Source organism: Streptomyces sp. NPDC025651, assembly GCF_055558735.1.
Map to the genome: position 1 here is coordinate 1,537,193 of NZ_JBVHLZ010000001.1, position 23,622 is coordinate 1,560,814.

Here is a 23,622-nt window from a genome sequence, read left to right on the forward strand (position 1 = left end):
TACCAACGAGGAGATCGGTTCGTGACGATCCGCGTAGGCATCAACGGCTTTGGCCGCATCGGTCGCAACTACTTCCGCGCGCTGCTCGAGCAGGGTGCGGACATCGAGATCGTGGCTGTCAACGACCTGGGTGACACCGCGACCACTGCTCACCTGCTGAAGTACGACACCATCCTGGGCCGCCTCAAGGCCGAGGTGTCGCACACCGAGGACACCATCACCGTCGACGGCCACACCATCAAGGTGCTGTCCGAGCGCAACCCCGCCGACATCCCGTGGGGCCAGCTGGGCGTCGACATCGTGATCGAGTCGACCGGCATCTTCACCAAGAAGGCCGATGCCGAGAAGCACATCGCCGGTGGCGCGAAGAAGGTCCTCATCTCGGCTCCGGCCAAGGACGAGGACATCACCATCGTGATGGGCGTCAACCAGGACAAGTACGACGCGGCCAACCACCACGTCATCTCCAACGCCTCCTGCACCACCAACTGCGTGGCGCCGATGGCGAAGGTTCTCGACGAGAACTTCGGCCTGGTCAAGGGCCTGATGACGACGGTCCACGCGTACACCAACGACCAGCGCATCCTGGACTTCCCGCACAAGGACCTGCGCCGCGCCCGCGCCGCCGCCGAGAACATCATCCCGACGACGACCGGCGCCGCGAAGGCCACCGCCCTCGTCCTCCCGCAGCTCAAGGGCAAGCTCGACGGCATCGCGATGCGCGTCCCGGTCCCGACCGGCTCGGCCACCGACCTGGTCGTGGAGCTGGAGCGCGAGGTCACCAAGGACGAGGTCAACGCCGCGTTCAAGAAGGCCGCGGACGGCGACCTCAAGGGCATCCTCTTCTACACCGAGGACGAGATCGTCTCCTCGGACATCGTCAGCGACCCGGCGTCCTGCACCTTCGACTCCTCCCTGACCATGGTCCAGGAGGGCAAGACGGTGAAGATCCTCGGCTGGTACGACAACGAGTGGGGCTACTCCAACCGTCTCGTCGACCTCACCGTCTTCGTCGGCGGTCAGCTCTAGTCACCAGAGCAGGCACCCAGATGTGAACACAGGGTCCGGACCGCGCAACGCCGCGCGCTCCGGGCCCTGTTGTGCGTCAGTCCACCCAAGGAGTCCAGTTCATGAAGACGATCGACGAGCTTCTCGCCGAAGGCGTCGACGGCAAGCGGGTCTTCGTCCGCGCCGACCTCAACGTGCCGCTCGCCGAGGGCACCATCACCGACGACGGCCGCATCCGCGCCGTCCTGCCGACCGTCAAGGCCCTCGCCGAGGCGGGCGCCAAGGTGGTCGTGGCCTCGCACCTGGGCCGCCCCAAGGGCGCCCCGGACCCGGCCTTCTCGCTGCTGCCCGCCGCCGAACGGCTCGGTGAGCTCCTCGGCGCGCCCGTCGCGTTCGCGCAGGACACCGTCGGCCCCGCCGCGCACGACGCGGTGGACGGCCTGCAGCCCGGCCAGGTCGCCGTCATCGAGAACCTCCGCTTCAACGCGGGCGAGACCTCCAAGGACGACGCCGAGCGCGGGCAGTTCGCCGACCAGCTCGCCGCCCTCGCCGACGTCTACGTGGGCGACGGCTTCGGCGCCGTGCACCGCAAGCACGCGTCCGTGTACGACCTGCCGGCCAAGCTCCCGCACTACGCGGGCTACCTGATCGCCACCGAGGTCGGCGTCCTCAAGAAGCTCACCGAGGAAGTGAAGCGCCCGTACACCGTCATCCTCGGCGGCGCCAAGGTCTCCGACAAGCTCGCCGTCATCGACGAGCTGCTCGGCAAGGCCGACCGGCTCCTGATCGGCGGCGGCATGGCGTACACCTTCCTCAAGGCCCAGGGCCACGAGGTCGGCATCTCCCTCCTCCAGGAGGACCAGATCCCGGCCGTCAAGGAGTACATGGAGCGCGCCGAGAAGAACGGCGTCGAGCTCGTCCTCCCCGTCGACGTCCTGGTCTCCACGGACTTCCCCGACCTGAAGACGAAGACCCCGGCCGACTTCGAGACCGTCGACGCGGACAAGATCCCCTCGGACAAGGAGGGCCTGGACATCGGCCCCAAGTCCCGTGAGCTCTTCGCCTCGAAGATCGCGGACGCCGAGACCGTCTTCTGGAACGGGCCGGTGGGCGTCGCCGAGCACCCCGACTACGCGAACGGCACCGCCGCCATCGCCAGGGCGCTGCTCAACTGCGACGGCTTCACCGTGGTGGGCGGCGGCGACTCCGCCGCGGCCGTCCGTAACCTGGGCTTCGACGAAACCGCATTCGGCCACATCTCGACCGGCGGCGGCGCCTCCCTCGAATACCTCGAGGGCAAGACGCTCCCCGGCCTCGCCGCACTGGAGAACTGACACCCCCATGACGAATCAGCCCACCCGTACGCCGCTGATGGCGGGCAACTGGAAGATGAACCTCAACCACCTCGAGGCCATCGCCCACGTCCAGAAGCTGGCCTTCGCCCTGGCCGACAAGGACTACGACGCCTGTGAGGTCGCCGTCCTGCCGCCCTTCACGGACCTGCGCTCCGTGCAGACCCTGGTCGACGGCGACAAGCTCAAGATCAAGTACGGCGCCCAGGACATCTCGGCGCACGACTCCGGTGCCTACACCGGCGAGATCTCGGGCCCGATGCTGTCCAAGCTGAAGTGCACCTACGTCGCCGTGGGCCACTCCGAGCGCCGCCAGTACCACAACGAGTCCGACGAGATCTGCAACGCCAAGGTGAAGGCCGCCTTCAAGCACGGCCTGACCCCGATCCTCTGCGTCGGCGAGGGCCTGGACATCCGCAAGGCCGGCCAGCAGGTCCAGTACACGCTGAACCAGATCGACGGCGGCCTCAAGGACGTCCCGGCCGAGCAGGCCGAGACGATCGTGATCGCGTACGAGCCGGTCTGGGCGATCGGCACCGGCGAGGTCGCGACCCCCGAGGACGCGCAGGAGGTCTGCGGCGCGATCCGCGGCCGCCTCGCCGAGCTGTACTCGCAGGAGCTCGCGGACAAGGTCCGCATCCAGTACGGCGGCTCCGTGAAGGCGAAGAACGTCGCCGACATCATGGCGCAGCCCGACGTCGACGGCGCCCTGGTGGGCGGCGCGGCACTGGACGCCGACGAGTTCGTCAAGATCGTCCGCTTCGGCGACCAGTGAGTATGCGCTAGCGGCGTTACGACGTACCCTGACGGGGGTCGAAGCTCGAGAAGCGAGCCTGAAAGCTCGCGAATGCAGCCTTCGGCCCCCGTCGTCGATTAGATCCGAGTCAGATCCGAGGAAGTTGGTCCAGCCGTGGTTATGGGGTTCTCGATCGCCCTGATCGTCTTCAGCCTGCTGATGATGCTGCTGGTGCTGATGCACAAGGGCAAGGGCGGCGGTCTCTCCGACATGTTCGGTGGCGGCATGCAGTCGTCCGTCGGCGGCTCCTCCGTCGCGGAGCGCAACCTCGACCGCATCACGGTCGTGGTCGGTCTGCTGTGGTTCGCGTGCATTGTCGCGCTGGGCCTGCTGATGAAGGCGAACAACTAGCGCCAGGCACTGGCTGCTTGTCCGGTGCGCGCCCGCGTGCGCGGCTTATCATGGGGCTTGCGTCCGGGGGTGGGGTGTAACTCCCAACACTGGACGCGCGTTGGGCCTTACGTAAACTGAGGCGCCCGCAGCAGCACCATCACGCAGGGAGTTACGACCGTGGCAAGTGGCAACGCGATCCGAGGAAGTCGGGTCGGGGCGGGGCCGATGGGCGAGGCCGAGCGCGGTGAGTCCGCGCCGCGACTGCGCATCTCCTTCTGGTGCTCGAACGGGCACGAGACGCAGCCGAGCTTCGCCAGCGACGCGCAGGTCCCCGACACGTGGGACTGTCCCCGCTGCGGCTTTCCGGCCGGTCAGGACCGGGACAACCCGCCGGACCCGCCGCGCACCGAGCCGTACAAGACGCACCTGGCGTACGTACGCGAGCGGCGCAGCGACGCGGACGGCGAGGCGATCCTCGCGGAGGCACTCGCCAAACTGCGGGGCGAGATCTAGGACTTGAGCACCGGCCGGACATCCACTGGGTGTCCGGCCGGTGGTCTTTTTCCGCCATGTGTGCGGCTTTCTCGTGATGTGCCCGGACAGACAGGTCTCGACCTCTCATACCGGCCCTCGATCAATTAGGTTGGTCGTGCAGCGGGGCCAAGGTATGTACAGAGGTCGAGAGAAGGCTGAAGTCCGAGATGAACGCAGAAAGCCGTGCGAGGCTCAACCAGACGCCCGAGTGGACGGCGCTCGCCAAGCACCGCGAGCAGCTCGGGGAGGTGCAGCTGCGCGAGCTGTTCGCCGCGGATCCGGCGCGCGGCACGGCGTACACCCTCCAGGTCGGCGACCTGCACATCGACTACTCCAAGCACCTCGTCACCGACGAGACGCTGACGCTGCTTCGCGGGCTCGCCGCCGCGACCGACGTCTTCGGGCTGCGGGACGCCATGTTCCGCGGCGAGAAGATCAACACCACGGAGGACCGCGCCGTCCTGCACACCGCGCTGCGCGCCCCGCGCGGTGCCGTGATCGAGGTCGACGGCGAGAACGTGGTGCCGGCGGTGCACGCCGTGCTCGACAAGATGAGCGCCTTCTCGGAGAAGGTCCGCTCGGGCGAGTGGACCGGGCACACCGGCAAGCGCATCAAGAACGTCGTCAACATCGGCATCGGCGGCTCCGACCTCGGCCCCGCGATGGCCTACGAGGTGCTTCGCTCCTTCACCGACCGCGACCTCACCGTCCGCTTCGTGTCGAACGTGGACGGTGCGGACCTGCACGAGGCCGTACGGGACCTGGACGCCGCCGAGACGCTGTTCGTCATCGCCTCGAAGACCTTCACCACCATCGAGACGATCACGAACGCGACGTCCGCGCGCGAGTGGCTGCTCACCGAGCTGAAGGCCGGTCAGGAAGCCGTCGCCAAGCACTTCGTGGCGCTGTCGACGAACGCCGAGAAGGTCTCCGACTTCGGCATCGACACGGCCAACATGTTCGAGTTCTGGGACTGGGTCGGCGGCCGCTACTCCTACGACTCCGCGATCGGTCTCTCCCTGATGATCGCCATCGGGCCCGACCGCTTCCGCGAGATGCTCGACGGCTTCCACCTCGTCGACGAGCACTTCCGCACGGCGCCCGCCGAGTCCAACGTGCCTTTGCTGATGGGCCTGTTGGGAATCTGGTACGGCAACTTCCACGACGCGCAGTCGCACGCCGTGCTGCCGTACTCGCACTACCTCTCCAAGTTCACCGCGTATCTGCAGCAGCTGGACATGGAGTCCAACGGCAAGTACGTCGGCCGTGACGGCGAGCAGGTCGACTGGCAGACGGGCCCGGTCGTCTGGGGTACGCCCGGCACCAACGGGCAGCACGCGTACTACCAACTCATCCACCAGGGCACGAAGTTGATCCCGGCGGACTTCATCGGATTCGCCGAGCCCGTGGCGGATCTGCTGCCGGGGCTCGTCGCCCAGCACGACCTGCTGATGGCCAACTTCTTCGCGCAGACACAGGCGTTGGCGTTCGGCAAGACGCCCGACGAGGTGCGCGCCGAGGGGGTGGCCGAGGAGCTCGTCCCGCACAAGACGTTCAAGGGCAACCACCCGACGACGACGATCCTGGCGACGTCCCTGACCCCCTCGGTCCTCGGCCAGCTGATCGCGCTGTACGAGCACAAGGTGTTCGTGCAGGGCGCCGTGTGGAACATCGACTCCTTCGACCAGTGGGGCGTCGAGCTCGGCAAGGTCCTCGCCAAGCGCGTCGAACCCGCGCTCACGGAGGGCGCCGACGTCCCCGGGCTCGACGAGTCGACGAAGGCTCTGGTCGCCAAGTACCGCACCCTGCGCGGGCGTTAATCGGATGCGGGGGTCCCGCCCGGCGGGTGACACTGCTTCGGCTCTGTCACCCGCCGGGAGGGAAACCCGTCATGGACCAGCTGCTCGCCGCGCTCGCCGACCCCGAGAGGCTGCGGCTGTTCGCGCGCATAGTCCTCGACGACCTGCCGCCCCGCGAGGCGGACTCTCCCGTCGCCCGCAAGCATCTGGGGCGCCTTCTGGCCGCCGGGGTCGTGGAGCGGCTGCCCGACGGTTCGCTGCGGGCCGACCCGGCCGTCTTCCGGCGGGCGCCCGCCCCGGTGGACGCCCACCCCACCGTGCCGCGCCGCCTCACCGGCTTCTTCTCCCACGGCCGCCTCACGGCCATTCCCGTACGCCCCGTCGTACGCCACGAGCTCCTCGTCCACCTCACGGACACCCTCTTCGACGCCGACCGCACCTACAGCGAGTCCGAGGTCAACGACGCCTTCCGCACGGTCCACGACGACACGGCCGCCCTGCGCCGCTACTGCGTCACGGACGGGCTCCTGGTGCGGGAGCAGGACGGCAGCAGCTATCGCCGCTGCCTCGTGGAGGTCTGAGGGTTCGGCCTCGCCCGAATGGGCCCATGCGCGGGTGTTTCCGCTGGTGAGCGGGGTGGGGGGCGGGAATTCTGGGGGCAGGAGTCATTTCTGCCCCGCCGAAAAGAGCCCGCGATGTCCGAACCTCCCGCGTACCCGCCGCAGGGCGGCCCCCAGGGGTGGGCCGCGCCGCCTGTCCCGCCGCAGCGACCGAAGCGCAGGAAGTGGCCGTGGATTCTGCTGGTCGTGCTGATCCTGCTGGTCGGCGGCTGTGCCGCGCTCGTCGTGGGGGTCGGCAACGAGGTGGACAAGGAGTCGAAGCGCGAGATCACCGTGGAGTACGAGGTCACCGGTGACGCGAAGGGCGTCACGATCACCTACTCCACGTACAGCGACGGCGACCTGTCGCAGAACCAGCTGAGTGACGTGGACCCGCCGTGGTCCAAGAAGGAGAAGACCAAGGGGTTCGTCAAGGGCGGGACGCTGACCGTGACCACGGGGGCCTCCGGCGGGTCCGTGCGGTGCAAGGTCACCGCCGATGGGACGACGCGTACCGCCACCGCCAGCGGCACCTTCGCCACCGCCACCTGTAACGGGTTCTGAGGGCTGACACACCGGGGCCCCGCACCGAAACGGTGCGGGGCCCCGGTCGCGTACGGCGGAAAACCGTTACGCCACCGCCGGCGGATACAGCTCGGGCGGGAGCTGGGAGGCCGCCGCCGTGTCCATGAGCCACAGGGTGCGGCTGCGGCCGTAGGCGCCCGCCGCCGGGGCCTGGACCTCGCCCGCGCCCGAGAGGGCGATGGCCGCGGCCTTCGCCTTGTCCTCGCCCGCCGCGAGCAGCCAGACCTCGCGCGCCGCGCGGATCGCCGGGAGCGTGAGGGAGACGCGGGTGGGCGGAGGCTTCGGCGCGCCGTGCACGCCGACCACCGACCGCTCCGTCTCGCGCACCGCGGGCAGTTCGGGGAAGAGCGAGGCCACGTGCGTGTCCGGGCCGACGCCGAGCATCAGGACGTCGAAGGTCGGCACCGGGCCGTGGTCCTCGGGCCCCGCGGCCGCGGAGAGCTCGGCGGCGTAGGCCTCGGCCGCCGCCTCCACCTCGAAGGGGCCGTCCGACGCGGGCATCGGGTGCACCCGGGCCGGGTTCAGCGGCACCGAGTCGAGCAGCGCCTCGCGAGCCTGGGTGTAGTTGCGCTCGGGGTCGCCGTCCGGCAGGAAGCGCTCGTCGCCCCACCACAGGTCAAGGCGCGACCAGTCGACCGCGTCCCTGGCCGGGGACGAACTCAGCGCCGCGAGCAGGCCGTTGCCGTTGCGGCCGCCGGTGAGGACCACCGACGCGAAGCCCTTCGCGGCCTGCGCGTCGACGATCTTCGTGATGAGGCGGGCCGCGGCGGCCTGCGCCATCAGCTCCTTGTCGCGGTGGACGACCAGCTGCGGTGAGGTGCTCACTTGGCCGCCGCCTTCTTCGCCGCCGCCTTCTTCGCGGAGGCGGCCTTGGCGGGGGCCGGCTTCTTCGGGGCCTCGGTCGCCTTCGCCTCGGCGGGCACCGTCTTCTGCTCCGCCGGCTCGCCCAGGCGCTCCACGCCGAACTTCAGCGAGGACGCGTAGGTGTCGTCCGGGTCCAGGCGCCGCAGCTCCTCGGCGATCAGCTCGGCCGTCTCGCGGCGCTTGAGCGCCACCGCGCGGTCCGGCTGCCCCTGGATGGAGAGCGTCGCGAGCGAGCCGTCGGCGCGGTCGAGCACGATGGGACCGCAGTCGGTGTCCATGCGGACGCCGGTCAGGCCGGGGCCCGCCGACAGCGAGCGCTTCACGGGCACGTCGAGGCGGTCCGCCAGCCACATGGCGAGCAGCTCGCAGCTCGGGTTGAACTCCTCGCCCTCGACCTGTACCGAGGTGACCTTGCAGGTGACCTGGTCCAGGGCGGCGGCGAGCATCGAGCGCCACGGGGTGATGCGCGTCCAGGACAGGTCCGTGTCGCCCGGGTGGTAGGCGTCGGCGCGCGCGGTCAGCTCGTGGATCGGCTGCTCGGCCGCGTACGTGTCCGTGACGCGGCGCTGGGCCAGGGAGCCGAGCGGGTCCTTGGCGGGGTCCAGCGGGGCGTTCACCGGCCACCAGACGACCACGGGGGCATCGGGCAGCAGCAGCGGCAGGACGACCGACTGGGCGTGGTTGAGGACCTCGCCGTACAGCCGCAGGATCACCGTCTCGCCGGTGCCCGCGTCCGCGCCGACCCGCACCTCGGCGTCCAGGCGCGAGGTGGTGCGGTCACGCGGCGAGCGCGCGGCGCGCTTGATGACCACGAGGGTGCGCGAGGGGTGCTCGCGCGACGCGTCGTTCGCGGCCTTCAGGGAGTCGTAGGCGTTCTCCTCGTCGGTGACGATGACGAGGGTCAGCACCATGCCGACGGCCGGGGTGCCGATCGCCCTGCGCCCCTGCACGAGCGCCTTGTTGATCTTGCTGGACGTGGTGTCCGTAAGGTCGATCTTCATGGCCGACGCCAGCTCCGTCCGTCTCGTGCGAGCATCTCGTCCGCCTCGGTGGGGCCCCAGGTGCCCGCCGGGTACTGCGCGGGCTTGCCGTGCTTGTCCCAGTACTCCTCGATCGGGTCGAGGATGTTCCAGGACAGCTCGACCTCCTCCGTGCGCGGGAAGAGGTTGGCGTCGCCGAGCAGGACGTCCAGGATCAGGCGCTCGTACGCCTCCGGGCTCGACTCGGTGAAGGACTCGCCGTACGCGAAGTCCATCGAGACGTCCCGGATCTCCATCGACGTGCCCGGCACCTTGGATCCGAAGCGGACCGTGATGCCCTCGTCGGGCTGGACGCGGATGACGATCGCGTTCTGCCCGAGCTCCTCGGTGGCCGTGTGGTCGAAGGGGGAGTGGGGCGCGCGCTGGAAGACCACCGCGATCTCCGTCACCCGTCGGCCGAGCCGCTTGCCGGTGCGCAGGTAGAACGGCACGCCCGCCCAACGGCGGTTGTCCACCTGCAACTTGATGGCCGCGTAGGTGTCGGTCTTCGACTTGGGGTCGATGCCGTCTTCCTGCAGGTAGCCGACGGCCTTCTCGCCGCCCTGCCAGCCCGCGGAGTACTGACCGCGCACGGTGTCCTTGCCGAGGTCCTTCGGCAGCTTCACCGCGCCCAGCACCTTCGCCTTCTCGGCGACGAGGGCGTCCGCGTCGAAGGAGGCGGGCTCCTCCATCGCGGTCAGCGCCATCAGCTGGAGCAGGTGGTTCTGGATGACGTCGCGGGCGGCGCCGATGCCGTCGTAGTAACCGGCGCGGCCGCCGATGCCGATGTCCTCGGCCATAGTGATCTGCACGTGGTCGACGTACGACCGGTTCCAGATCGGCTCGAACATCTGGTTGGCGAAGCGGAGCGCCAGGATGTTCTGGACGGTCTCCTTGCCGAGGTAGTGGTCGATCCGGAACACCTGGTCCGGGGCGAAGACCTCGTGCACGATCGCGTTCAGGTCCTGGGCGGACGCCAGGTCGTGGCCGAACGGCTTCTCGATGACCGCGCGGCGCCAGGAGCCCTCGGGGGCGTCGGCGAGGCCGTGCTTCTTGAGCTGCTGGACGACCTGCGGGAAGAACTTCGGGGGCACCGAGAGGTAGAAGGCGAAGTTGCCGCCCGTGCCCTGCGCCTTGTCGAGGTCCTGGATGGTCGCCTTGAGCTGCTCGAAGGCGTCGTCGTCGTCGAAGTTGCCCTGGACGAAGCGCATGCCCTGGATGAGCTGCTGCCAGACCTCCTCGCGGAAGGGCGTGCGCGCGTGCTGCTTGACGGCGTCGTGCACCTCCTGCGCGAAGTCCTCGTCCTGCCACTCGCGGCGGGCGAAACCGATGAGGGAGAAGCCCGGCGGCAACAGGCCTCGGTTGGCGAGGTCGTAGACGGCCGGCATCAACTTTTTACGGGACAAATCGCCCGTGACGCCGAAAATGACCAGGCCCGACGGCCCCGCGATACGCGGGAGCCGTCGGTCTGCGGCGTCACGCAGCGGATTGCTGCTTGACAAGGTGGTCAGCCCTTCGAAGGGGCGAGGCGCTGGAGCTCGGCCTCGGTGGACTTGAGCAGGTCGTTCCAGGCGGCCTCGAACTTCTCGACGCCCTCGTCCTCCAGGAGCTGCACGACGTCGTCGTACGAGATGCCGAGCTTCTCCACGGCGGCGATCTCGGCGCGCGAGGCGTCGTACGTGCCCGTGACGGTGTTGCCGGTGATCTGCCCGTGGTCGGCGGTGGCTTCCAGGGTCGCCTCCGGCATGGTGTTCACCGTGTTGGGCGCGACGAGGTCGTCGACGTACAGCGTGTCCTTGTACGCCGGGTCCTTGACGCCGGTCGAGGCCCACAGCGGACGCTGCTTGTTGGCCTGCGCCTTGTCGAGGGCGGCCCAGCGGTCGGACGCGAAGACCTCTTCGTACGCCTCGTACGCCAGGCGGGCGTTGGCCAGACCGGCCTTGCCGCGCGCGGCCTTGGCCTCGTCGGTGCCCAGGGCGTCGATGCGCTTGTCGATCTCGGTGTCCACGCGGGACACGAAGAAGGACGCCACGGAGTGGATCTTGGAGAGGTCCAGGCCGCGCTCCTTGGCCTTCTCCAGGCCGGCCAGGTACGCCGCCATGACCTCGCGGTAGCGCTCCAGCGAGAAGATCAGCGTGACGTTGACGCTGATGCCCTTGCCGATGACCTCGGTGATCGCGGGCAGGCCCGCCTTCGTCGCCGGGATCTTGATGAGCGTGTTGGGGCGGTCCACCAGCCAGGCGAGCTGCTTGGCCTCGGCGACCGTGGCCTCCGTGTTGTGGGCCAGGCGCGGGTCGACCTCGATGGACACGCGGCCGTCCTGGCCGCCCGTCGCGTCGAAGACCGGGCGCAGGATGTCGGCGGCGTCGCGGACGTCCGCCGTCGTGATCATGCGGATGGCCTCTTCGACGGTGACCTTGCGGGCGGCGAGGTCGGCGAGCTGCTGCTCGTAGCCGTCACCCGACGAGATCGCCTTCTGGAAGATCGACGGGTTGGTCGTGACGCCCACGACGTGCTGCTGGTCGATCAGCTCGGCGAGGTTGCCGGACGTGATCCGCTTGCGCGACAGGTCGTCCAGCCAGATCGCGACGCCCTCTTCGGAGAGGCGCTTGAGTGCGTCTGTCATGGAATACATCTCCTACTTGGTCGTATATGGGCGTCAGCGCTGGGCTGCGTCGATCGATTCCCGGGCGGCGGCGGCCACCGCGTCGGCGGTGAAACCGAACTCGCGGAAGAGCACCTTGCCGTCCGCGGAAGCGCCGAAGTGCTCCAGCGAAACGATGCGGCCGGCGTCGCCCACGTACTTGTGCCACGTCAGGCCGATGCCCGCCTCGACCGCCACACGCGCCTTGACGGACGGCGGCAGCACGCTGTCGCGGTACCCCTGCTCCTGCTCTTCGAACCACTCGACCGACGGCATCGAGACGACTCGCGTCGGGACGCCCGCGGCCTGCAGCTGCTCGCGCGCCTCGACGGCGAGCTGCACCTCGGAACCGGTGCCGATGAGCACGACCTGCGGCTCGCCGCCCTCGGCCTCGAACAGGACGTAACCACCCTTGGCGGCGTCCTCGTTGCGCTCGTACGTCGGCACGCCCTGGCGGGTCAGCGCGAGGCCGTGCGGGGCGCTCTTGCCGTACGCCTTCTTGCCGCGCCTGAGGATCTCGCGCCAGGCGATGGCCGTCTCGTTCGCGTCGGCCGGGCGGACCACGTTCAGGCCCGGGATGGCGCGCAGCGAGGCCAGGTGCTCGACCGGCTGGTGCGTCGGGCCGTCCTCGCCGAGACCGATGGAGTCGTGCGTCCACACGTACGTCACCGGGAGGTGCATCAGCGCGGAGAGGCGGACGGCGTTGCGCATGTAGTCGGAGAACACCAGGAAGGTGCCGCCGTAGATGCGGGTGTTGCCGTGCAGCGCGATGCCGTTCATCTCCGCGGCCATGGAGTGCTCGCGGATGCCGTAGTGGATCGTGCGGCCGTACGGGTCCGCCTCCGGCAGCGGGTTGTCCGCGGGCAGGAAGGAGCTCGTCTTGTCGATCGTCGTGTTGTTCGAGCCCGCGAGGTCGGCGGAGCCGCCCCACAGCTCGGGGATCACGGCGCCGAGGGCCTGCAGGATCTTGCCGGAGGCGGCGCGCGTGGCGACGCCCTTGCCGGTCTCGAACTCCGGGAGCTTCTCCTCCCAGCCCTCGGGCAGCTCGCCCGCGGCGATGCGGTCGAAGTCGGCGGCGCGCTCGTCGTTCGCGGTGCGCCAGGCGGCGAAGCCCTTCTCCCACTCGGCCTTGGCCTCGCGGCCGCGGTCGAGGGCCTTGCGGGTGTGCGCGATGACCTCGTCGGAGACCTCGAAGGTCTGCTCGGTGTCGAAGCCGAGGACGCGCTTGGTGGCGGCCACTTCCTCGTCGCCGAGCGCCGAGCCGTGCGCGGCCTCGGTGTTCTGCGCGTTGGGGGCCGGCCAGGCGATGATCGAGCGCATCGCGATGAACGACGGCTTGTCCGTCACGGCCTTGGCGGCCTGGATCGCGGCGAACAGCGCCTGCGGGTCGAGGTCGCCGTTCTCCTTCGGCTCCACGCGCTGTACGTGCCAGCCGTAGGCCTCGTACCGCTTCATGGTGTCCTCGGAGACCGCGGTCTCCGTGTCGCCCTCGATCGAGATGTGGTTGTCGTCCCACAGCAGGATCAGGTTGCCGAGCTTCTGGTGCCCGGCCAGCGAGGAGGCCTCGCCGGAGATGCCCTCCTGGAGGCAGCCGTCGCCGGCGATGGCGTAGATGAAGTGGTCGAACGGGGAGGAGCCCTCGGCCGCCTCCGGGTCGAAGAGACCGCGCTCGTAGCGGGCGGCCATCGCCATGCCCACGGCGTTGGCGACACCCTGGCCCAGCGGCCCCGTGGTCGTCTCCACGCCGACCGTGTGGCCGTACTCCGGGTGGCCCGGGGTCTTGGAGCCCCAGGTGCGGAAGGCCTTCAGGTCGTCCAGCTCCAGGCCGAAGCCGGCCAGGTAGAGCTGGATGTAGAGGGTCAGGGACGAGTGGCCCGCGGAGAGGACGAACCGGTCGCGGCCGGTCCACTCGGCGTCCGCCGGGTCGTGACGCATCACCTTCTGGAAGAGCGTGTACGCGGCGGGCGCGAGGCTCATGGCCGTACCGGGATGGCCGTTGCCGACCTTCTGTACGGAGTCCATGGCCAGGACGCGAGCGGTGTCAACGGCCCGCTGGTCCAGTTCGGTCCACTCGAGGTCTGTGGTGGTCGGCTTGGTGCTCACCCTGAGTCAGGGCTCCTCTCCACATGTCGAATGCCGGCGATGGAGATCCCAGCCGGCCGATGTCGAGCCTACCGCTGCTAGAACGTGCATTTTTTCGAGTCATTCCAGACTGCCGGGACATGCCGGGATCCGCCTCCTGAAAGGAAAGCGCGGGGATTGGCCAAGTGAATAAGGAGGCGCTCATGTGTCCGCTCAAAAGGCCGCCGAGTTCGCTCATGTGTCCGCTCAATGGACCCCCGGGTCCGCTCATGTGACGGTCCAACTCGTCGCCGACGCCGCTTGAGCGGTCGCCCAACACGACCCCACCCCCGCGAAGGGCGAGGTATGGGCAACGTCTACAGTGGCGTGGTACGCGCGAGCCTTTACCCGATCTTCATGTCTGAAGGCGCTGGTCGGCTCGCTGGGATGTCTCTGTCAGGGGTGTGCGTGACGGCCGTTGAATCCCGTCCAGCGGGGGTTTCCGGGACGGACCTGAGCCCGAGCCATCGGCCGTTCGGGGCCCGCGTCAAGGCGTTCGTGGCGCTGACCAAGCCGCGGATCATCGAGCTGCTGCTCATCACCACCGTTCCGGTGATGTTCCTCGCCGAGCAGGGTGTGCCCGACCTGTGGCTGGTCTTCGTGACCTGCCTGGGCGGCTACCTCTCCGCGGGGGGTGCCAACGCGCTCAACATGTACATCGACCGGGACATCGACGCCCTGATGGACCGCACGTCGCAGCGGCCGCTGGTCACCGGCATGGTGAGCCCGCGCGAGTGCCTCGTGTTCGGCATCACGCTCGGCGTCGTCTCCACGCTGCTGTTCGGCTTCGCGGTCAACTGGCTCTCCGCCTGGCTCTCGCTCGGTGCCCTGCTCTTCTACGTGGTCGTCTACACGATGATCCTGAAGCGCCGCACCTCGCAGAACATCGTCTGGGGCGGCATCGCGGGCTGTCTGCCGGTCCTCATCGGCTGGTCCTCGGTCACCAACTCCATGTCGTGGGCGCCGATCATCCTCTTCATGGTCATGTTCTTCTGGACACCGCCGCACTACTGGCCGCTGTCCATGAAGGTCAAGGACGACTACGCGCGCGTGGGCGTGCCGATGCTGCCGGTCATCGCCTCCAACAAGGTGGTCGCCCGCCAGATCGTCATCTACAGCTGGGTGATGGTCGCCGTCTCCCTGCTCCTGCAGCCGCTCGGCTACACCGGCTGGTTCTACACGGCCGTGGCGCTGGTCACCGGCGGCTGGTGGCTGTGGGAGGCGCACGGCCTGCAGAACCGCGCCAAGGCCGAGGTCACGGGCGGCAAGCTCAAGGAGATGCGGCTCTTCCACTGGTCCATCACCTACGTCTCGCTGCTCTTCGTGGCGGTCGCGGTGGACCCCTTCCTGCGCTAGACGCTCCGCTGTGATGGCCGTCGTGCGTCTGCGGGCCGGACGTGGCTGGTCGCGCAGTTCCCCGCGCCCCTGAAGGGGCGCGGTCCGCGGCGTGGCCCATGCCACGCCGTCCGGCCGTCGCCAGACGGGCTACCCGTCGGTAGCATCCTGCCCATGGCAGACACGCAGCAGGTGGACGACAGCAAGCAAGCCGCCAAGGCCGAGCGCCGGGCGAACCGGCTCGCCAAGGAGATCGGTGCCTTCGCCCAGGCGCACGGCGGCGCCGAGGGCCAGGTCGCGTACATCGGGCACGAGGGCACCCGCATCGTCCTCGTCGGCGAGGACGGCGGCTGGGGCGACCTGGTGGCGCCCACCTACGCCATCGCGCAGAGCGCCGTGGAGAAGGCCGGCATCACCGTCCACGAGGACTTCGACGGCGAGTTCGCCGCGAAGGTGAAGACCGGCCCCTACGAGTGGAGCCGCATGGCGGGCATCCAGATCGGCGGCCCGAACAACGGCTGACGCCCCGCCGAACGTTCTGCCGACAACGGCCGAAAGCAACACCTGACGCCCGGGTCACCCGTTAGGACCGTAGGAGCAAGGTCCACTCGTCGGGAGTCCGGATGATCGAAACGCCGTCCCTGGTGGACCAGTACTGCCATGGCGTCCTCCGCACCGAGCTGGGTCTCGGCACCTTCGAGGCCCACCTCGGCCGCGGCGAGGGACCGCCCGCGCCCGGCACCACCTTCTTCGACACGCAGACCGGCTTCGCGGTGCGCCGCTGGTGCCCGCCGCTGCTCGGCCTTGAGCCGCACTGCCCGCCGGCCCGCTATCTCGCGCGCCGCCGCGAACTGGGTGTCCTGGAGTCGGGGCGCCGCCTGCTGCGGGGCAGCGGCATCACCACGTACCTCGTCGACACGGGCCTGCCGGGCGATCTGACGGGCCCCGCCGAGATGGCCACCACCGGCGACGCCGACGCCCGCGAGATCGTCCGCCTGGAGTTACTGGCCGAGCAGGTCGCGGACACCTCGGGCACCGCCGACTCCTTCCTCGCCAACCTCGCCGAGTCCGTGCACGCCGCGGCCGCCGACGCCGTCGCCTTCACCTCGGTCGCGGGGGTGCGGCATCCGCTCGCCCTCGCGGCCCAGGCGCCGGGGCCCGGCGAGGTGCGGGGCGCGGTGGAGCGGTGGCTCGCGGGGCGGCAGGTGGGCGGGGTGCTCACCGATCCCGTGCTGCTGCGGCATCTGCTGTGGATCGCGGTGGCCTCGGGCAGGCCGCTGCAACTGCATGCCGGGGCCGGGGACCCGCAGACGTACTTCGGGGACTTCGCGCGGGCCACCGCGGGGCTCGGCACCGATCTGGTGCTGCTGCACGGCTATCCGTACCACCGCAGCGCAGCGCACCTCGCGGCCGTCTTCCCGCATGTGTACGCCGACCTCGGCCCCGCGCTCGTACGCACCGGAGCGAGGGCGGCCGCCGTGCTCGCGGAGATCCTCGAACTCGCGCCCTTCGGCAAGCTGCTGTTCTCCAGCGGCGCCCACGGCCTGCCCGAACTGCACGTCGTCGGGGCGCACTTGTTCCGCGAGGCGCTCGGACGTGTGCTCGGCACCTGGGTGGCGGAGGGCGCCTGGTCCCTCACCGACGCGCAGCGCGTGGCCGGGCTCATCGCCGCGGGCAACGCCCGCAGGGTGTACGGGCTCTCAGACGGCGGAGAGGCGTGAGTCGTCCGCCTGGGCGGGCAGGTCGGCCGTGGCGAGCGGGCGCTCCCGCAGCGAGAGCAGCACGCGCATCACGGCGATCCACACCAGGCACGAGCCGAACATGTGCAGGCCGACCAGGACCTCCGGCAGGTCCGTGAAGTACTGGACGTAGCCGATGGCGCCCTGCGCGAGGAGGATCAGGAACAGGTCGCGGGTGCGGGAGAGCGGGCCGCGCGGCGCGTCGACCGCCTTGAGGACGAACCACAGGGCGAACGTCAGCGTCACCACGATCCAGGCGAGGATCGCGTGCAGCTTGCTGACCATCTCCCAGTCGAAGCCCATGCGCGGCACGTCGCTGGAGTCGCCCGCGTGCGGTCCCGAGCCCGTCACGATCGTGCCGACCGCGATCAGCAGCACGGACGCCGCGACCAGGAACCACACGAGCTGCACCACGGCCTTGCCGACCAGCGGGCGCGGCCGCGCGTCGCCCTCGCGGGTGCGCTGCCACATGGTGACGGCGACCGCGATCAGGGCGGAGGAGAGCAGGAAGTGCGCCGCGACGGTCCACGGGTTCAGGCCGACGAGGACCACGATGCCGCCGAGCACGGCGTTGCCCATGACGAGCCAGAACTGGGTCCAGCCGAGCAGGGTGACGCTGCGCCGCATCGGCTTCTGCGAGCGGGCCGTGATGATGGCCCAGCCGACGACCGCGCACAGCACGTACGTCAGCATGCGGTTGCCGAACTCGATCGCGCCGTGGAAGCCCATCTCGCTGGTCGCGGTCAGGGACTCCTCCGTGCACTTGGGCCAGGTCGGGCAGCCGAGGCCCGAGCCGGTCAGCCGGACGGCGCCGCCCGTCACCACGATGACCACCGTCATGACGAGGGAGAGGAGGGCCGCCCGCTGGACGGTCCGCTGGGTGGGGGTCCAGCGCTCGGCGATGTAGGCGAGCGGGTTCCGCACGGCTTGAGCGACGTCGGCTCGGGTCACGTTTGGCACGCGCCCCATCGTAGGGGGCCGCTTGTGCACGCCTTCACGAGGGGGACGTATCCGGGGAATCTGTGACGCCGGTTACTCCCGGACGGCGGTTGCTCCCACCCCTCGGTTACTCCCAGCGGAAGAACTTCGCCGCCGCGCCGAGCCCGAGCACCGCCCACACCGCGAGGATCCCGAGGTCGCCCCACGGCATGCCCGCGCCGTGCTGCAGGACGTCACGCAGGCCGTCCGAGAGGGCCGAGATGGGCAGCAGGCCGAGCACGGACTGCGCGGCGTCCGGGAACTTGTCGAGCGGGACGATCACGCCGCCGCCCATGAGGAGCAGCAGGAAGACGAGGTTCGCCGCGGCCAGCGTCGCCTCCGCCTTGAGCGTGCCCGCCATCAGCAGGCCGAGCCCGGAGAAGGCGGCCGTGCCGAGCACCAGGAGCAGCAGGACGGCGAAGGGGTTGCCGTGCGGCGACCAGCCGAGCGCGAAGGCGATGACCGTCAGGAGCACGATCTGCAGGACCTCGGTGACGAGGACCGAGAGGGTCTTCGCGGTCATCAGGCCCCAGCGGGGGAGCGGCGAGGCGCCGAGCCGCTTGAGCACGCCGTAGCGGCGCTCGAAGCCCGTCGCGATGGCCTGCCCGGTGAAGGCCGTCGACATCACCGCGAGGGCGAGGACGCCGGGCGCGAGGAAGTCCACGGCCTTGCCGTCACCCGTGTCGACGATGTCGACGGAGCTGAACAGCACCAGCAGCAGGGTCGGGATGACCACCGTGAGGAGCAGCTGCTCGCCGTTGCGCAGCAGCATCTTCGTCTCCAGGGCCGCCTGCGCCGCGATCATGCGGGGGAGCGGGGCGGCGCCCGGCTTCGGCGTGTACGTACCGGCGGCGCTCATCCGCGCAGCTCCTTACCCGTGAGCTCCAGGAAGACGTCTTCCAGAGTGTGGCGTTCGACCGAGATCCTGTCCGGCATCACTCCGTGCTGGGCGCACCAGGAGGTGACGGTGGCGAGCAGCTGCGGGTCGACGGTGCCGCTGACGCGGTAGGCGCCGGGGGTCAGTTCGGCCGCGGCCGAGTCCGGCGGCAGCGCCTTCAGGAGCGAGCCGACGTCGAGGCCGGGGCGGCCGGTGAAGCGCAGGGTGTTCTCGGCGCCGCCGCGGCACAGCTCGTCGGGGGTGCCCTGGGCGATGACCTTGCCCGCGTCGACGATCGCGACGTCGTCGGAGAGCTCCTCGGCCTCGTCCATGTGGTGCGTGGTGAGGATGACGCGGACGCCGTCGCGCCGCAGATCGCGTACGAGGTCCCAGGTCGCCCGGCGGGCCTGCGGATCGAGGCCCGCGGTCGGCTCGTCGAGGAAGACGAGCTCGGGCCTGCCGACCACCGCCATCGCGAGCGCGAGGCGCTGCTGCTGGCCGCCGGACAGGCGCCGGTAGGTGGTGCGCCCGCAGCTGCCGAGGCCGAGCCGCTCGATGAGGTCGGTGACATCGAGTGGTTCGGCATGGAGCTTGGCGACGTGGCGCAGCATCTCGTCGGCGCGGGCGCCGGAGTACACGCCGCCGGACTGGAGCATCACGCCGATGCGGGGCCGCAGCGCGTCGGCCTGGCGGACCGGGTCGAGGCCGAGGACGCGGACGGTGCCGGAGTCCGGCTTCCGGTAGCCCTCGCAGATCTCGATCGTGGTGGTCTTGCCCGCGCCGTTGGGCCCGAGGACGGCGGTGATGCCGGCTTCGGCGCTCAGGTCGAGACCGTCGACCGCGGTCTTGGTTCCGTACCGCTTGACCAGATTCTCGATCTGGACGACGGGCTCGTTTCGCATGGTGAGCCAGTCTAGGGACGGGTCCGAGGTCCCGGGCGGGCGGGGCCGCGGTCCTCTTCCTGGTGACCTTTTCCGGTCATACGGGGACGAGGCCGGGCCTAGCGTCGAGGCGTGACCAGCATCGCGGAGAACGTCGAGGAGACATCGGAGCAGGCGGCCCACAAGGCGCACGACCTCAGACGCACCCCGCGCTACTTCGTCTCGGCGGTCCTCGCGGGCGCGTACATCGGGATCGGCGAGGTGCTGCTGCTGGTCGCGGTGTCGCCGTTCGTCGCGGCGGGCTCGTCGGCGGTGAAGCTCCTGGAGGGCCTGGTCTTCCCGATCGCCCTGACGATCGTGATGTTCGCGGGGGCGCAGCTGTTCACCAGCAATGTGATGGTGATGCTGATCGGGGCGTTGACGGGGCGGACCGGCGCGCGGGACCTGGTCGGCAGCTGGGTGCTCTCGCTGACCGGGAACTTCGTCGGGGCGTTCCTCTTCGGCGCGATGGTGCACGCGTCCGGGGTGACGGCGACGGACGCGGCGCGGGCCATGCTCGCGCAGATGGTGCACGGCAAGGAGGCGCTCGCCGGCGGCCAGCTCTTCTGGCGGGCCGTGCTCTGCAACTTCCTCGTCTGCCTGGCGATCTGGATGTTCTACCGGGCCAAGGGGGACGGCGCGAAGATCTTCGTGCTGTGGATCCCGGTCCTGGTGTTCGTCGCGGTCGGCTTCGAGCACTGCGTGGCGAACATGGCGCTGTTCGCCCTGGCGATCCTGGACGGGGGTGCGGGCGTCTCCGACCTGGGGCGGAACCTGCTGTTCACGGTGCCGGGGAATGTGGTCGGGGGCGGGCTGCTGGTGGCCGGGTCGTACTGGTTCATGGGGCGGCCGGAGCGGGAGGAGGACCTCTAGAGGCCCTCCGGGGAGAGGCCCTCCGGGGAGAGGCCCTCCGGGGAGAGGCCCTCCGGGGAGAGGCCCTCCAGGGAGAGGGCCTCCAGGGAGAGGGCCTCTAGGCGGGGGACGACAGCCACTGCTCCGCGTACGCGACGGCGTCCGCCACGGGGAAGAGCCGCGACTCCGCGGCGCCGACGAACCCTCGTACGACCTCCGTGTCCCGCTCGAAGGCCGCGCCGAGCTCCTCGAAGCGGTCGCTGGGGATCTCCGGTTCCCGCACGGTCGTCCACTGGCGCCCCTGGGACGTCATGACCGCGAAGGAGCTCTCGGTCTCGGGGCCAGGGATCCGGTACTGGGCCAGGTGGAAGGCGGTGCAGGAGTCGTAGCCCGCGCCGAGCAGCAGCACGCGGGCGCCCGCCTTCTCCAGGTGCGCCAGCGGGCTGCGCTCGCCGAAGCTGCAGGCGCGGGCGTGCCCGGCGGTGATCGTGGCGGCGGCGGGGCCGAGCGCGGCGAACGAGGCCTGCGGGTGCGCGCTGCGCAGGGCGCCCGGCCAGGTGCGTACGGCTTCAGGGACGATGCCGACGCCGAAGGAGGGCGAGGTCAGCGGGTCGTACGCGGGCATCGAGGCGCGCAGCACGGGCCACCATTCCTCGGGCGCGGGCGGGTTCCGCCACTCCGAGGGTTCGGAGTTGTCCCCGGTGTGGGTGGGGACCACCAGGGTGCCGTCGGGGCCGAGCGCGTCCAGGAGCGCCTGGACGAGTGCGACCACGCCGCCGCTGACCCAGCCGAGCGAGCTGAGCGAGGTGTGCGCGAGGAGCGTCTCACCGGGGCGCACACCGAGCTTCGAGAGCTCGTCCGCGAGCGACGCGCGGGTGCACAAAGGGCCGGTCGGAGGGGGTGTCGGCATGGTTCAGGAGTCTCCCGGACCGGCTCCACCCGCGCCACCGATTTGATCGATCAGTGATCGTTTCCGCAGGTCAGCTTAGGTATGCCTAAGTGATGCAGCGCACCAGTCGGCGGTCCGGACGCGGGTTGTCAGGCTCTGAGGAATTACGCAACAATGGCGTTGTGAAAAACGTTGGCGAGGCTCCGCAGGAGGAACTCGCGGCAGGGTCGCGCTCGGACCGTTCCACGCGCAACCGGGTCGCGCGGTCCATCCTGGACCACGGCCCGTCCACCGTCGCCGACCTCGCGAAGCGCCTCGGCCTCACCCAGGCCGCCGTCCGCAGGCACCTCGACGCCCTCGTCCACGAGAACGTCGTCGAGCCCCGCGAGCAGCGGGTCTACGGCGCGCGGACCCGAGGCCGCCCCGCCAAGGTCTTCGCCCTGACCGACTGCGGCCGCGACGCCTTCGACCAGTCCTACGACAAGCTGGCCGCCGACGCGCTCCGGTGGATCACCGAGCACCATGGCGAGGAGGCGGTCGTCGAGTTCGCCAGGGCGAGGATCACCGCCCAGGCCGAGACGTACAAGAAGGCGATGGACGCCGCGCCCCCCGAGCAGCGCACCGAGGCTCTGGCGAAGGCGTTGACCGCCGACGGGTACGCTGCTACGGCGCGCAGCGCACCGGTCGGCGAACAGCTCTGCCAGCACCACTGCCCGGTCGCCCATGTCGCCGAGCAGTTCCCGCAGCTGTGCGAGGCGGAGACGGAAATCTTCTCCACGCTTCTCGGCACGCATGTGCAGCGCCTCGCCACCATCGCCCACGGAGACGGCGTCTGCACGACGTTCATCCCGCGCAGCGGCAGTAGCGGCAGCGGCGACAGCAGCACCACCACACGGACCACCACATCAGCATCAGCAAGCACGGCCGGGAGGAACCCCGCATGACTCTCCCCACGGAGACTGCCCACCCTGAGCTCGAGGGCCTGGGCAACTACGAATACGGCTGGGCCGACTCCGACGCGGCCGGTGCCGCTGCCAAGCGCGGTCTGAGCGAGGACGTCGTCCGCGACATCTCCGCGAAGAAGAACGAGCCGGAGTGGATGACCAAGCTCCGCCTCAAGGGCCTGCGCCTCTTCGACAAGAAGCCCATGCCGAACTGGGGCTCGGACCTCTCCGGCATCGACTTCGACAACATCAAGTACTTCGTGCGCTCCACGGAGAAGCAGGCGGAGTCCTGGGAGGACCTGCCCGAGGACATCAAGAACACGTACGACAAGCTCGGCATCCCCGAGGCGGAGAAGCAGCGCCTCGTCGCCGGTGTCGCGGCCCAGTACGAGTCCGAGGTCGTCTACCACCAGATCCGTGAGGACCTGGAGGAGCAGGGCGTCATCTTCCTGGACACCGACACGGCGCTGAAGGAGCACCCGGAGCTCTTCAAGGAGTACTTCGGGACCGTCATCCCCGTCGGCGACAACAAGTTCGCCTCGCTGAACTCCGCCGTGTGGTCGGGCGGCTCGTTCATCTACGTCCCCAAGGGCGTGCACGTCGAGATCCCGCTCCAGGCCTACTTCCGCATCAACACGGAGAACATGGGCCAGTTCGAGCGGACGCTGATCATCGTCGACGAGGACGCCTACGTCCACTACGTCGAGGGCTGCACCGCCCCGATCTACAAGTCGGACTCGCTGCACTCCGCGGTCGTCGAGATCATCGTCAAGAAGGGCGGCCGCTGCCGCTACACGACGATCCAGAACTGGTCGAACAACGTCTACAACCTGGTCACCAAGCGCGCCGTGGCGTACGAGGGCGCGACCATGGAGTGGATCGACGGCAACATCGGCTCCAAGGTGACGATGAAGTACCCCGCCGTCTACCTCATGGGCGAGCACGCCAAGGGCGAGACGCTGTCCATCGCCTTCGCGGGCGAGGGCCAGCACCAGGACGCCGGCTCCAAGATGGTCCACATGGCGCCGAACACGTCCTCCAACATCGTCTCCAAGTCGGTGGCGCGCGCCGGCGGTCGTACGTCGTACCGCGGCCTCGTCGAGATCGGTGAGGGCGCCGCCGGTTCGAAGTCGAACGTGCTGTGCGACGCGCTGCTCGTCGACACGATCTCGCGCTCGGACACCTACCCCTACGTCGACGTCCGCGAGGACGACGTCTCCATGGGCCACGAGGCGACCGTCTCCAAGGTCTCCGACGACCAGCTCTTCTACCTGATGAGCCGCGGTCTGACCGAGTTCGAGGCCATGGCGATGATCGTGCGCGGCTTCGTCGAGCCGATCGCCAAGGAGCTGCCCATGGAGTACGCCCTGGAGCTGAACCGGCTGATCGAGCTGCAGATGGAGGGCGCGGTCGGTTAACACCGGCCGGTCCCGG

24 protein-coding genes are annotated in these 23,622 nt (G+C 69.7%); 14 read left to right on the plus strand and 10 right to left on the minus strand.

The annotated features are described in order from the left end of the window. The first annotated feature begins 21 nt into the window (after positions 1–21). The 8 genes from gap (at position 22) to ACZ4D5_RS07160 (ending at position 6,985) form a co-directional block, all read left to right on the plus strand. A complete protein-coding gene (gene gap / locus ACZ4D5_RS07125; protein WP_362335388.1) occupies positions 22–1,029 on the plus strand; it encodes a type I glyceraldehyde-3-phosphate dehydrogenase in 1,008 nt (335 codons plus the stop codon). A gap of 101 nt (positions 1,030–1,130) precedes the next feature. Then, positions 1,131–2,342, plus strand: coding sequence for a phosphoglycerate kinase (locus ACZ4D5_RS07130; RefSeq protein WP_467771299.1), 1,212 nt, complete (start codon positions 1,131–1,133; stop codon positions 2,340–2,342). A gap of 7 nt (positions 2,343–2,349) precedes the next feature. Beyond that, a complete protein-coding gene (gene tpiA / locus ACZ4D5_RS07135; RefSeq protein ID WP_467771300.1) occupies positions 2,350–3,135 on the plus strand; it encodes a triose-phosphate isomerase in 786 nt (261 codons plus the stop codon). Between the two features lie 141 nt (positions 3,136–3,276). Then, positions 3,277–3,507: a preprotein translocase subunit SecG gene (gene secG / locus ACZ4D5_RS07140; protein ID WP_055702100.1), complete on the plus strand. Its 231-nt coding sequence runs from the start codon at positions 3,277–3,279 to the stop codon at positions 3,505–3,507. A 159-nt stretch (positions 3,508–3,666) separates the two neighbouring features. After that, positions 3,667–4,002, plus strand: coding sequence for an RNA polymerase-binding protein RbpA (locus tag ACZ4D5_RS07145; protein WP_003957010.1), 336 nt, complete (start codon positions 3,667–3,669; stop codon positions 4,000–4,002). A 188-nt stretch (positions 4,003–4,190) separates the two neighbouring features. Continuing rightward, the gene (gene pgi / locus ACZ4D5_RS07150; RefSeq protein WP_467771301.1) at positions 4,191–5,843 is read left to right on the plus strand and encodes a glucose-6-phosphate isomerase; all 1,653 of its coding nucleotides are present in this window, start codon (positions 4,191–4,193) and stop codon (positions 5,841–5,843) included. A 71-nt stretch (positions 5,844–5,914) separates the two neighbouring features. Beyond that, positions 5,915–6,403, plus strand: coding sequence for a DUF2087 domain-containing protein (locus ACZ4D5_RS07155; RefSeq protein WP_467771302.1), 489 nt, complete (start codon positions 5,915–5,917; stop codon positions 6,401–6,403). Between the two features lie 114 nt (positions 6,404–6,517). Continuing rightward, complete coding sequence (locus ACZ4D5_RS07160; RefSeq protein WP_467771303.1) at positions 6,518–6,985, plus strand: hypothetical protein; 468 nt, start codon at positions 6,518–6,520, stop codon at positions 6,983–6,985. A 66-nt stretch (positions 6,986–7,051) separates the two neighbouring features. Here the strand turns inward: ACZ4D5_RS07160 and pgl are convergent, their stop codons facing one another. The 5 genes from pgl to tkt are packed head-to-tail and all read right to left on the minus strand — an operon-like array spanning position 7,052 to position 13,636. Continuing rightward, positions 7,052–7,831: a 6-phosphogluconolactonase gene (gene pgl, locus ACZ4D5_RS07165; protein WP_467771304.1), complete on the minus strand. Its 780-nt coding sequence runs from the start codon at positions 7,829–7,831 to the stop codon at positions 7,052–7,054. After that, positions 7,828–8,871, minus strand: coding sequence for a glucose-6-phosphate dehydrogenase assembly protein OpcA (opcA, locus tag ACZ4D5_RS07170; RefSeq protein ID WP_467771305.1), 1,044 nt, complete (start codon positions 8,869–8,871; stop codon positions 7,828–7,830). Before opcA ends, pgl begins: the two co-directional genes overlap by 4 nt. Continuing rightward, positions 8,868–10,391, minus strand: coding sequence for a glucose-6-phosphate dehydrogenase (gene zwf, locus ACZ4D5_RS07175; protein ID WP_467771306.1), 1,524 nt, complete (start codon positions 10,389–10,391; stop codon positions 8,868–8,870). Before zwf ends, opcA begins: the two co-directional genes overlap by 4 nt. A gap of 5 nt (positions 10,392–10,396) precedes the next feature. After that, complete coding sequence (tal, locus tag ACZ4D5_RS07180; protein WP_467771307.1) at positions 10,397–11,515, minus strand: transaldolase; 1,119 nt, start codon at positions 11,513–11,515, stop codon at positions 10,397–10,399. Between the two features lie 33 nt (positions 11,516–11,548). Then, positions 11,549–13,636, minus strand: coding sequence for a transketolase (tkt, locus tag ACZ4D5_RS07185; RefSeq protein ID WP_467771308.1), 2,088 nt, complete (start codon positions 13,634–13,636; stop codon positions 11,549–11,551). A 420-nt stretch (positions 13,637–14,056) separates the two neighbouring features. Here tkt and ACZ4D5_RS07190 point away from each other — a divergent pair, with 420 nt between their 5' ends. The 3 genes from ACZ4D5_RS07190 to ACZ4D5_RS07200 all read left to right on the plus strand — a co-directional run bounded on the left by ACZ4D5_RS07190 (position 14,057) and on the right by ACZ4D5_RS07200 (position 16,710). After that, positions 14,057–15,010 (plus strand): heme o synthase, encoded by a 954-nt coding sequence (locus ACZ4D5_RS07190; protein WP_467771505.1) that lies wholly within the window; start codon positions 14,057–14,059, stop codon positions 15,008–15,010. Positions 15,011–15,163: 153 nt separating this feature from the next. After that, on the plus strand, positions 15,164–15,511 hold the full coding sequence (locus ACZ4D5_RS07195; protein WP_467771309.1) for a hypothetical protein: 348 nt from the start codon (positions 15,164–15,166) through the stop codon (positions 15,509–15,511). Positions 15,512–15,612: 101 nt separating this feature from the next. Further along, a complete protein-coding gene (locus ACZ4D5_RS07200; RefSeq protein WP_467771310.1) occupies positions 15,613–16,710 on the plus strand; it encodes an amidohydrolase family protein in 1,098 nt (365 codons plus the stop codon). Here ACZ4D5_RS07200 and ACZ4D5_RS07205 read toward each other — a convergent pair. The 3 genes from ACZ4D5_RS07205 to ACZ4D5_RS07215 all read right to left on the minus strand — a co-directional run bounded on the left by ACZ4D5_RS07205 (position 16,690) and on the right by ACZ4D5_RS07215 (position 19,485). Then, positions 16,690–17,697, minus strand: coding sequence for a COX15/CtaA family protein (locus tag ACZ4D5_RS07205; protein ID WP_467771311.1), 1,008 nt, complete (start codon positions 17,695–17,697; stop codon positions 16,690–16,692). The two genes, ACZ4D5_RS07200 and ACZ4D5_RS07205, sit on opposite strands and share 21 nt — an antisense overlap. 97 nt (positions 17,698–17,794) lie before the next feature. Beyond that, on the minus strand, positions 17,795–18,565 hold the full coding sequence (locus tag ACZ4D5_RS07210) for an ABC transporter permease (protein ID WP_467771312.1): 771 nt from the start codon (positions 18,563–18,565) through the stop codon (positions 17,795–17,797). Continuing rightward, positions 18,562–19,485 carry an ABC transporter ATP-binding protein gene (locus tag ACZ4D5_RS07215; protein WP_467771313.1) on the minus strand — a complete coding sequence of 308 codons (924 nt, stop codon included), beginning with the start codon at positions 19,483–19,485 and terminating at the stop codon, positions 18,562–18,564. The genes ACZ4D5_RS07210 and ACZ4D5_RS07215 overlap by 4 nt, the downstream gene beginning before the upstream one ends. A 111-nt stretch (positions 19,486–19,596) precedes the next feature. On the opposite strand from ACZ4D5_RS07215, the gene ACZ4D5_RS07220 reads away from it, so the two are divergent. Next, the gene (locus tag ACZ4D5_RS07220; protein ID WP_467771314.1) at positions 19,597–20,376 is read left to right on the plus strand and encodes a formate/nitrite transporter family protein; all 780 of its coding nucleotides are present in this window, start codon (positions 19,597–19,599) and stop codon (positions 20,374–20,376) included. Here ACZ4D5_RS07220 and ACZ4D5_RS07225 read toward each other — a convergent pair. Further along, positions 20,373–20,495: a hypothetical protein gene (locus ACZ4D5_RS07225; RefSeq protein WP_467771315.1), complete on the minus strand. Its 123-nt coding sequence runs from the start codon at positions 20,493–20,495 to the stop codon at positions 20,373–20,375. The genes ACZ4D5_RS07220 and ACZ4D5_RS07225 overlap by 4 nt on opposite strands. Next, positions 20,474–21,265 carry an AAC(3) family N-acetyltransferase gene (locus ACZ4D5_RS07230; protein WP_467771316.1) on the minus strand — a complete coding sequence of 264 codons (792 nt, stop codon included), beginning with the start codon at positions 21,263–21,265 and terminating at the stop codon, positions 20,474–20,476. Before ACZ4D5_RS07230 ends, ACZ4D5_RS07225 begins: the two co-directional genes overlap by 22 nt. Before the next feature lie 161 nt (positions 21,266–21,426). Between ACZ4D5_RS07230 and ACZ4D5_RS07235 the strand changes: the two genes are divergently transcribed. Further along, complete coding sequence (locus tag ACZ4D5_RS07235) at positions 21,427–22,188, plus strand: helix-turn-helix transcriptional regulator (RefSeq protein WP_467771317.1); 762 nt, start codon at positions 21,427–21,429, stop codon at positions 22,186–22,188. Beyond that, entirely contained in the window at positions 22,185–23,606 is a 1,422-nt protein-coding gene (gene sufB, locus ACZ4D5_RS07240; RefSeq protein ID WP_365145085.1) for a Fe-S cluster assembly protein SufB, read from the plus strand. The genes ACZ4D5_RS07235 and sufB overlap by 4 nt, the downstream gene beginning before the upstream one ends. Positions 23,607–23,622 lie beyond the last annotated feature (16 nt).

What these genes read in the sequence shown, in the direction of transcription:
- ACZ4D5_RS07205 (WP_467771311.1), bottom strand. Translation starts at nt 17,697, where the DNA reads ATGGGGCGCGTGCCAAACGTGACCCGAGCCGACGTCGCTCAAGCCGTG.
- ACZ4D5_RS07195 (WP_467771309.1), top strand. Translation starts at nt 15,164, where the DNA reads ATGGCAGACACGCAGCAGGTGGACGACAGCAAGCAAGCCGCCAAGGCC.
- ACZ4D5_RS07200 (WP_467771310.1), top strand. Translation starts at nt 15,613, where the DNA reads ATGATCGAAACGCCGTCCCTGGTGGACCAGTACTGCCATGGCGTCCTC.
- tal (WP_467771307.1), bottom strand. Translation starts at nt 11,515, where the DNA reads ATGACAGACGCACTCAAGCGCCTCTCCGAAGAGGGCGTCGCGATCTGG.
- ACZ4D5_RS07230 (WP_467771316.1), bottom strand. Translation starts at nt 21,265, where the DNA reads ATGCCGACACCCCCTCCGACCGGCCCTTTGTGCACCCGCGCGTCGCTC.
- ACZ4D5_RS07210 (WP_467771312.1), bottom strand. Translation starts at nt 18,565, where the DNA reads ATGAGCGCCGCCGGTACGTACACGCCGAAGCCGGGCGCCGCCCCGCTC.
- tpiA (WP_467771300.1), top strand. Translation starts at nt 2,350, where the DNA reads ATGACGAATCAGCCCACCCGTACGCCGCTGATGGCGGGCAACTGGAAG.
- ACZ4D5_RS07155 (WP_467771302.1), top strand. Translation starts at nt 5,915, where the DNA reads ATGGACCAGCTGCTCGCCGCGCTCGCCGACCCCGAGAGGCTGCGGCTG.
- sufB (WP_365145085.1), top strand. Translation starts at nt 22,185, where the DNA reads ATGACTCTCCCCACGGAGACTGCCCACCCTGAGCTCGAGGGCCTGGGC.
- secG (WP_055702100.1), top strand. Translation starts at nt 3,277, where the DNA reads ATGGGGTTCTCGATCGCCCTGATCGTCTTCAGCCTGCTGATGATGCTG.
- ACZ4D5_RS07130 (WP_467771299.1), top strand. Translation starts at nt 1,131, where the DNA reads ATGAAGACGATCGACGAGCTTCTCGCCGAAGGCGTCGACGGCAAGCGG.
- ACZ4D5_RS07215 (WP_467771313.1), bottom strand. Translation starts at nt 19,485, where the DNA reads ATGCGAAACGAGCCCGTCGTCCAGATCGAGAATCTGGTCAAGCGGTAC.
- opcA (WP_467771305.1), bottom strand. Translation starts at nt 8,871, where the DNA reads ATGAAGATCGACCTTACGGACACCACGTCCAGCAAGATCAACAAGGCG.
- pgi (WP_467771301.1), top strand. Translation starts at nt 4,191, where the DNA reads ATGAACGCAGAAAGCCGTGCGAGGCTCAACCAGACGCCCGAGTGGACG.
- ACZ4D5_RS07160 (WP_467771303.1), top strand. Translation starts at nt 6,518, where the DNA reads ATGTCCGAACCTCCCGCGTACCCGCCGCAGGGCGGCCCCCAGGGGTGG.